Annotated in this window: 1 protein-coding gene; it reads right to left on the bottom strand. The window is 64.7% G+C overall.

The features are described 5' to 3' along the window. Positions 1-116: 116 nt before the first annotated feature. A partial coding sequence (locus FS507_RS19870) for a hypothetical protein (RefSeq protein WP_222121450.1) occupies positions 117-405 on the bottom strand: 289 nt, incomplete at its 5' end.

The following is a 405-nucleotide window of genomic DNA, read 5'->3' as shown; positions in this document are numbered from 1 at the left end:
TCCCCCCATTCACCACCCGCTGCCCCCCCTCCACATTTCCCCACTAGACACCAACCAAACTCACCTTACCCAACAACCCCTCCCCCGCCATCTTCAACCCCACCCCCCACAACCCCTCATCCTCCCTCCCCTTCCCCCACTTCAACACCATCAAACCCATCAACACCACCCACATCACCACCACCCCCACCATCCCCCCAACCCTCACACCCAACTTCCTCCCCTTCTCCCCCTCCCTCACCTACACCCCCCCCTGCTCTCCCACCACCACCATCACCAACCCCCTCACCCCTCACCCCCTCAGCCCCCTCCACACCTTCCACCCCCCACACCTTCACCACCCCCTTCACCACCCCCTTCATCCACACCGCCACCCCTCGCACCAACCACCCCACTCCCCCTCCC

Source organism: Corynebacterium glyciniphilum AJ 3170 (assembly GCF_007673095.1).
Taxonomy (GTDB): Bacteria; Actinomycetota; Actinomycetes; order Mycobacteriales; family Mycobacteriaceae; genus Corynebacterium.
This window is presented reverse-complemented; position numbering and strand designations above follow the sequence as displayed.